The sequence below is a fragment of the Candidatus Aeolococcus gillhamiae genome, from assembly GCF_016464765.1.
GTDB lineage: Bacteria > Chloroflexota > Dormibacteria > Aeolococcales > Aeolococcaceae > Aeolococcus > Aeolococcus gillhamiae.
In genome coordinates, this window is the sequence record NZ_JAEKNS010000071.1 from 1 (window position 1) to 5893 (window position 5893).

The following is a 5893-nucleotide window of genomic DNA, read 5'->3' on the forward strand; positions in this document are numbered from 1 at the left end:
CTCGCCGTCGCCACCGCGAAGCAGGCCCAGCCCGGCCAGCCCGATGATCCGGCCGCCGCGTCGCGCCGCCAGGGTGCCGGCCGGCGCCAGGCGGGCGTCGACCCAGCTGCCCCGGCCCTCGAGCGTGCCGTCGAAGATCCCCTCGATCTCCGCCCGGGAGAAGATGTGCGCGTACGCCGCGCGCCAGGCGGCGCGCACCACCGTGACCCGATCCTCACGCTCGCCGGCCGCCTCGCTCCAGCCGATGGCGACGTCGCTCAATGGCCGAATGCGACCTCTTCACCGGTCACCACCAGCTCGATCGACCGGGCCATCGCGGCGGCGAACTCGGCCCGCTCGGCGGCGTCGACCTGGGGATCCACCTGCCTGCCGGCCTGGCGGTTGCCGATCCAGGGCGGCAGACCGCGGCCGATCAGCTCCGTGTCCACCCGAGCGCTCACGTGGCAGTCATCGACCTCGTCGACCTCGATCGAGACGCGGTTGAGGACGGAGGTGCTGTCGACGATCTTCCAGGTCTTGGCCCAGCGGCGGGTGCTGCCTCCGGGGGTGATGATCAACCGGACCGGGTCGGTGACCAGCCTCGCACCGCTCGGCGGGGCCACCCGGGTGAGCACGTCGCGGATCGGTTCGTCGAGCTCGCGGGAGATCCAGCCGACCAATGAGGGAGCGCGGTTGTCAAGGTCGGGGAGCCCGGCGACCACCTCCCCGCCCTCGATCGCGCTCATCGTGGACGCGTGGCGTCGGCAGTACGGAAACCCGGCGACGTCGGCGACGTGGTTGGGGCACCAGGCCGTGGGGCACCGTCGTGAGCGCTTGTCGACGTAGCTGCACTGGGTGCCGTCGAGGCGCCGGCAGCCCCCCGCCGCGCAGCGTTCTCTGCCGGCCGGCGGTGGCGCAGCCTCCTCGACCTTGGGGCTGGAACGGCGGCGGAACATCTATCTCCTCCTGGCGGAACGGGCTCTGGTCCATGGTGATCCGGCGCGAATAAGCCGTCAAGGACCCGCATCAATTGCTCCTTCCGCTTCACAAGTCGCGACAGTTGTGGTATCACAGAATCAACGGGGGCCAACCCACACGCAGGGAGGATCGCCCTCATGGCCACCATCGCCCCCGTCCAGACGCCCACGACCGCTCCGGTCACCCGCTCGATCAACGGTCGATTGCGGCTCACGTACCCCACCCGCGGGTACGCCGTCTCGCGCAATCCATTCGCGATCTGGGCCGTGCTTCCGCTGATCACCCTGGCCTTCATCGGCCTCGCCGTCGCCGAGCTCCTCGGCGACTACGACGTGGTGGTCAACTGGTTCGGCAACCTGACCCCCACCTCGATCACGGTCGTCGCCTTCGTGATCGCCACCCTGGGGCTGCTGCTGGTCCCCGCGGTCACGCTCAAGGGCAGCCTCAACATGACCCACGACGGGGTCACCTTCGAGCGCGGCAAGCATCACCTCACGGCCGGCTGGGACCAGGTCACAGGCCTCGTCTACCGTCGCGACGCCGGTCTTTGCCTGACCATGGACGGGGCGCAGCAGACCACCTCCCCGATGCGGCTCCCCGGCGGCTTCAACGCCACCAACGGACATGTGCGGATCCCCTTGCGGATGTTCGGTGACCGCCAGTTCTCGATCCTCTACGACATCCGCGACCGTCTTCCCCAGACCCTGTGGGGGCCGGCGCTCCAGCAAGTCAAGGAGCGCTTGCCGCTGATGAACCTGGCGATCTACGCCGGCGTCGTGCTGGTCAGCGCCGGGGCGATCATCGCTGTCGCGGTTACCGTCATCCACTAGGCCGGTCGCCGCGCGGCAACCGTCCCGCGAGGGCGGGGCAACCCCATCTGTGTCCGAAAGCGCACCGTACCCCCGGAAGGCCGGGGGTACAGTGCGTTGCGTGAGCAGCAGCACGCCGCTGGGGGATGCGGTCGACGAGGTCACCGATGCCGCCCGCGCGGCGGTGGCCTTCGTCAGGCCGCGGCTGCGCGGCGTGCTCCATGAGCTGGCCTTCCCGGTGTCCTTATTCGGCGGCGGCTGGGCCATCCTCCACGCGCCGGCGGGGACGGCACGGGCCGCGACGGCCGTGTACGCGGCGACACTGAGTGCGTGTCTGGGGGTGAGCGCTCTCTACCACCGCGGGCGCTGGTCGGCGAGGGCGCGGGCCTGGCTGCGCCGTCTCGACCACGCCACCATCTTCCTGCTGATCGCCGGGACCTTCACCCCCATTGCCACCATCGCCCTGTCCGGCTGGCTGAGCACCGCGACGCTCGCCGTGGTCTGGGGAGGCGCGCTGCTCGGCAGCCTGCTGACGACGCTGTGGACGAACGCCCCAGTGGCGGTCGAGGTAGGCCCCTACCTGGCGGTGGGTGGTTTCGGCGTGGTGCTGCTTCCCCGACTGGTCGCCAACCTGGGCCTGGTCGGCGTGGGGCTGCTCGCGCTCGGGGGAGCGGTGTACGTCGCCGGGGCGTTCATCTACGCCTTCCAGCGACCCAACCCATGGCCGCGCACGTTCGGCTTCCACGAGATCTTCCACACTCTGGTGCTGGCTGCCGCGCTGCTGCAGTGGATAGCGATCACTCAGTGGGTGCTGCCCACCGCGGTCTGAGCGCGTCCCGGCACCGAGCTGGCACGACGGGCACCAGTAGAGGATTCGCGACGGCCGGCCCAGCGGCGCGGCCCGGACCAGCGTCCCACACCTCGTGCACGGCCGGCCGGCGCGACCGTGCACGGCCTTGGGTGAGCGGAAGCCGTCGGCGACCGCCGCGCGTCGCATCAGGTCGCGCGCTCGTCCGTACACGCGTCTCACGACGGCGTCGTCGAGGTCGTTCGGTGCGGTCAGCGGGTCGACGCGCTCGTGCCAGAGCGCGTCGCAGCGATAGATGTTGCCGATGCCCGCACACACCCTCTGATCGAGCAGCACCTCGGCGATGGTTCGGTGGGCCGACGCGCGCGCCGGCGCCACCAGATCACCGGCGTCGAAGTGGGCGCCGAGGATGTCGGGGCCGAGCCCGCTGCCGACCGCGGCCGCGCGGATCAGCTCGCAGACCGGCGCCGCGAAGAGCACCGCTTGCACGTCATCGAAGTCGAGCTCCGCGGTGGCGAGGTGCGCGGCCCGCCTGCGCGCCTGCCCGTCGTTGTAGAGGTGCCACGCGCCGGTCATGCGCATGTGCGAGTGCAGCACGACCCCGTCGGAGAAGTACATGTAGAGGTGCTTGCCGACCGGTTCGACCCGCAGGAGCGTCCGTCCTGTCAGGCGCGACAGCGCCGCCGGCCGAGCGGCACAGACACGGCGCCCGGCGAGGCGTCGCTGCAGCGTCGCCGCCGCACGCCAGATAGTGTCACCCTCGGCCATCTGCTCTTGCGTGCGCCGCCCCTTGGCGCTGCGGGTACACGACAAGCCCGCGCGGGCTGGGTACGAACCCCGCCTCGCGCAGCGTCGGCGCCAGCGGGTGCGCGGCGGCGGGTTCGCCGTCGATGCTCTGCAGGTCGATGCGGCCGATGCGCGCAGCCACCGTCGAGAGAGCCTCGAGGTCATGCTCGCCCACCTCGCCGCACGTGAGCATCGAGCGCCCGCCACGTTCGATGTAGAGGCGCAGCTCACCGCCGTGCATCACCACGAATGACCCGGAGGCGCGGGCGGCACGTCCGGCGAGCTTGGGCCAGGGCAGCACTGCGCCGTACGGGTTGGCGGGATCAATCGCCGCGAGCAGCACGGTGGTCGCGACCGGTGCGCGCTGCGAACGCAGCCCGTCGACCGCGCCCGCGAGCGCGAACTGAGCGGCCCCGCATCCCTCCACGAAATAGCCGCGGCGGATCCTTCCGGACTCCTCCATCGCGCGCAACACCGGGTACAGCGCTGCGAAGCCGCCGGGGACGTTCTCCGCCGCCACCGCTTCGCGCGTCACCACCCCGTGGCGTTGCAGAAGGGTTTGGGCCAGTGCGACACCGCGCTCGGTTGCGCCCGCAAGCTCCTCTCGCGAGGACGCGACCAGCGACCAACGGCCCTGCGCCCGGGGCGGCACCAGGCGCATCAGCGGGCGGCGCGGGTGACGGCGCACTGGGCCCAGAAACCGCAGCGGCTGGATGGTGTCGTTGGTCACCTCGCCGGCCCAGACGAGGTCGTACAGGGCGTCGACGACCTCGTCGAGCGGCACCCCGGGGCAGGCGTCGAGCAGATCGCGCGCGAAGGTGGCTCCGCGCTCGCGCAGGCGGGTACGGATGGCCGCATGCACATCGCTCTGCGGTGGATCGCTCGGCGGCGCCAGCAGGCGTCCGGCGTCGCTGCGAAGGAACAGCGCGATGCGGCCGTCGTCGCGACCCATCGCGCCCCTCCCCTGCCAGACCACCTCGCCGGCGGCGATCAGCTCGTCGAGAAGCCGGCCGTCGTAGGCCATCCGCGCGGGCAGGATGTCGCGCTCGAGCACGGAGAGCGCAACCGCCATCCCCTGGAGCTGCGTGATCACCTCCATGAGCCGGTCCGGACCGCGGGCGTCCGAGCCGACGCCCTGCCAGGCGGGCAGGAACCGCGCCAGCGTCTGGGCGGGCACGGCCTCGACCTCGCGGCGCAGCGCAGCCAGCGAGCGCCGCCGCAGCCGCTGCAACACCTCGGGATGGCAGTACTCCCGGTCGCCCCCGCCGGGGCGGAAGTGGCCGGCGATGATGTCGCCATCGCGGGTCAGCGTGGTGAGGATCTCGGTGACGCCCCCGACCGGGAGTGCCCAGCGCATCGCCACGTCGGCGGCCACGAAGGGCACGTGGGTCCTGGCGTAGCGGCGCACCAGGGCGCTCAGAGCGTCGGCGGTCAGCCCCAGGTGGGCGGCGGCGAGGCCGGGGGGCAGCGCCACACCGAGAGCGTCCCGGTAGCGTCCCGCGTCGTCCGCCGCAATGACGCGCTGCTCCCCGGCCAGCCGAACGCGGACCACGCGCCGCGTCCCCAGGAGCTCGTCGCGCCACACCGCGGTGATGCCGCGCGCCGCCGCCTCCTCGTCCGAGAGGTCGCCGACCAGGCGCATGACGTCAAGCGCGCCGTCGGCGTCGCGCGGGTGCAGCGTCTCGTCGAGCCGCTGCAGCTCCAGCTCGGTGGCATCGATGGCGTTGGGATCGAGCAGCTCACGGAGATCGTCGCTGCCGAGGAGTTCGGCGAGCAGCTCGCGGTCGAGGCTGAGCGCGTGGGCGCGCCGTTCGGCGAGCGGGGCGTCGCCGTCGTACATGTACTGGGCGATGTACTCGAAGAGGAGCGACGACGCCACCGGCGACGGTTGTGCGGTCTCCACCTCGACCACGCGGACCTGGCGGGCGCGTACCGCGCGCATGATCCCCGCGAGGGCATCGAGGTCGAAGACGTCGCGCAGGCATTCGCGGTACGTCTCGACGAGGATGGGAAACGACGGGTGGCGTGAGACGATCTGGAGAAGGCCGGCGCTGCGCTGGCGTTGCTGCCACAACGGGGTGCGCTGTCCGGGACGGCGCCGCGGCAGAAGCAATGCACGCGCAGCGTTCTCGCGGAAGCGCGACGCGAACATCGAGCTCCCCTCGAGCTGCTCGGTCACCTCGGCAACGACGGTGTCGGGATCGAGGAAGAGACCGGCCATGTCCGGGAGGCGATCCACTTCGGCGATGCGCAGCGCGAACCCGTCATCGCTGTGGATGGCCTGCACGTCGGAGCCGACCACGTCGCGCAGGCGCTGCGCAGCGACCAACGACCAGGGCGCGTGCACCCGCGCACCAAACGGTGTCAGCACGCACACCCGCCAGTCGCCGAGCTGGTCGCGAAACCGCTCCACCACCACGGTGCGGTCGTCGGGCACGGCGCCGGTGGCCGCGGCCTGGTCGGCGAGGTGGGCGACGAGGTTGCGCGCGGCGCGCTCGTCGAGTCCCGCCCGCGAGCGCAGCCGCTCCAGCGC

The 5893-nt window shown here is 71.9% G+C and carries 5 protein-coding genes and 1 pseudogene; 2 read left to right on the plus strand and 4 right to left on the minus strand.

Annotation, left to right across the window (positions count from 1 at the left end; all coding sequences use genetic code 11):
* A partial coding sequence (locus JF886_RS06550; protein WP_337310776.1) for a hypothetical protein occupies window positions 1-261 on the minus strand: 261 nt, incomplete at its 3' end.
* Window positions 258-935, minus strand: coding sequence for a hypothetical protein (locus JF886_RS06555; protein WP_337310778.1), 678 nt, complete (start codon window positions 933-935; stop codon window positions 258-260). The genes JF886_RS06550 and JF886_RS06555, both read right to left, overlap by 4 nt.
* A 159-nt stretch (window positions 936-1094) precedes the next feature.
* Between JF886_RS06555 and JF886_RS06560 the strand changes: the two genes are divergently transcribed.
* Both JF886_RS06560 and trhA read left to right on the plus strand, forming a co-directional pair.
* Complete coding sequence (locus tag JF886_RS06560) at window positions 1095-1787, plus strand: hypothetical protein (RefSeq protein WP_337310780.1); 693 nt, start codon at window positions 1095-1097, stop codon at window positions 1785-1787.
* A gap of 100 nt (window positions 1788-1887) precedes the next feature.
* On the plus strand, window positions 1888-2595 hold the full coding sequence (trhA, locus tag JF886_RS06565) for a PAQR family membrane homeostasis protein TrhA (RefSeq protein WP_337310782.1): 708 nt from the start codon (window positions 1888-1890) through the stop codon (window positions 2593-2595).
* A 162-nt stretch (window positions 2596-2757) separates the two neighbouring features.
* Here trhA and JF886_RS16790 read toward each other — a convergent pair.
* Together JF886_RS16790 and JF886_RS06570 are read right to left on the minus strand one after the other, a co-directional pair.
* Window positions 2758-3342: pseudogene (locus JF886_RS16790) on the minus strand (DNA-formamidopyrimidine glycosylase family protein); the annotation flags it as partial.
* A partial coding sequence (locus JF886_RS06570) for an Lhr family helicase (protein ID WP_502711405.1) occupies window positions 3329-5893 on the minus strand: 2565 nt, incomplete at its 5' end. The pseudogene JF886_RS16790 and the gene JF886_RS06570, both read right to left, overlap by 14 nt.